Annotated in this window: 2 protein-coding genes; one reads left to right on the top strand and one right to left on the bottom strand. The window is 46.5% G+C overall.

Translation table 11 applies throughout. From position 1 onward, the window contains the following. Positions 1 to 192, bottom strand: a 192-nt coding sequence (locus J1M41_RS11680) for a hypothetical protein (protein ID WP_206451799.1), incomplete at its 3' end; no start/stop codon positions are given. 67 nt (positions 193 to 259) lie between these two features. Here J1M41_RS11680 and J1M41_RS12405 point away from each other — a divergent pair. Then, positions 260 to 419, top strand: a 160-nt coding sequence (locus J1M41_RS12405; RefSeq protein WP_206451800.1) for a DeoR family transcriptional regulator, incomplete at its 3' end; no start/stop codon positions are given.

Genomic DNA, 419 nt, shown 5'->3' with positions numbered 1-419 from the left:
ATGTTTCACTTTCCTCTCCACAGTGGATTGTCTGGTAAATATCTTTCGTTTTATTTCATTTAATATCGCACCAGCCTGCGTCAAAAATAAAACGAAAGATAATGGTTTTCCGATCTGATTCACAAAAGAAACATAATGAAAGTCTATGACCCGCGAAAAAGGGCCATTTTTGCCACCGGAGGGGTCTTGCATTTCGCGATAAGAAAGGGGTTAATAGATAAATCGAAATGAAACGAAAGAAGCGGATAAAGGATCTTTTATGAGTAGTAGCGATACTGCTGCAGGTAAGCGCGTCTCCGGCACCAGCGAGAGGCGGGAGCTGATTATCCAGCGGCTGCGGCAGCACGGAAGCGTGCAGGTTAACGATCTCTCTGCGCAGTTTGGCGTCTCAACGGTCACCATCCGCAACGACCTGGCCT

The organism is Micrococcus sp. KRD096, assembly GCF_017168495.1.
Taxonomy (GTDB): domain Bacteria; phylum Actinomycetota; class Actinomycetes; order Actinomycetales; family Micrococcaceae; genus Micrococcus; species Micrococcus luteus.
The sequence above is the reverse complement of the archived record's forward strand: the minus strand, read 5'-3'. Positions and strand labels throughout refer to the sequence as shown.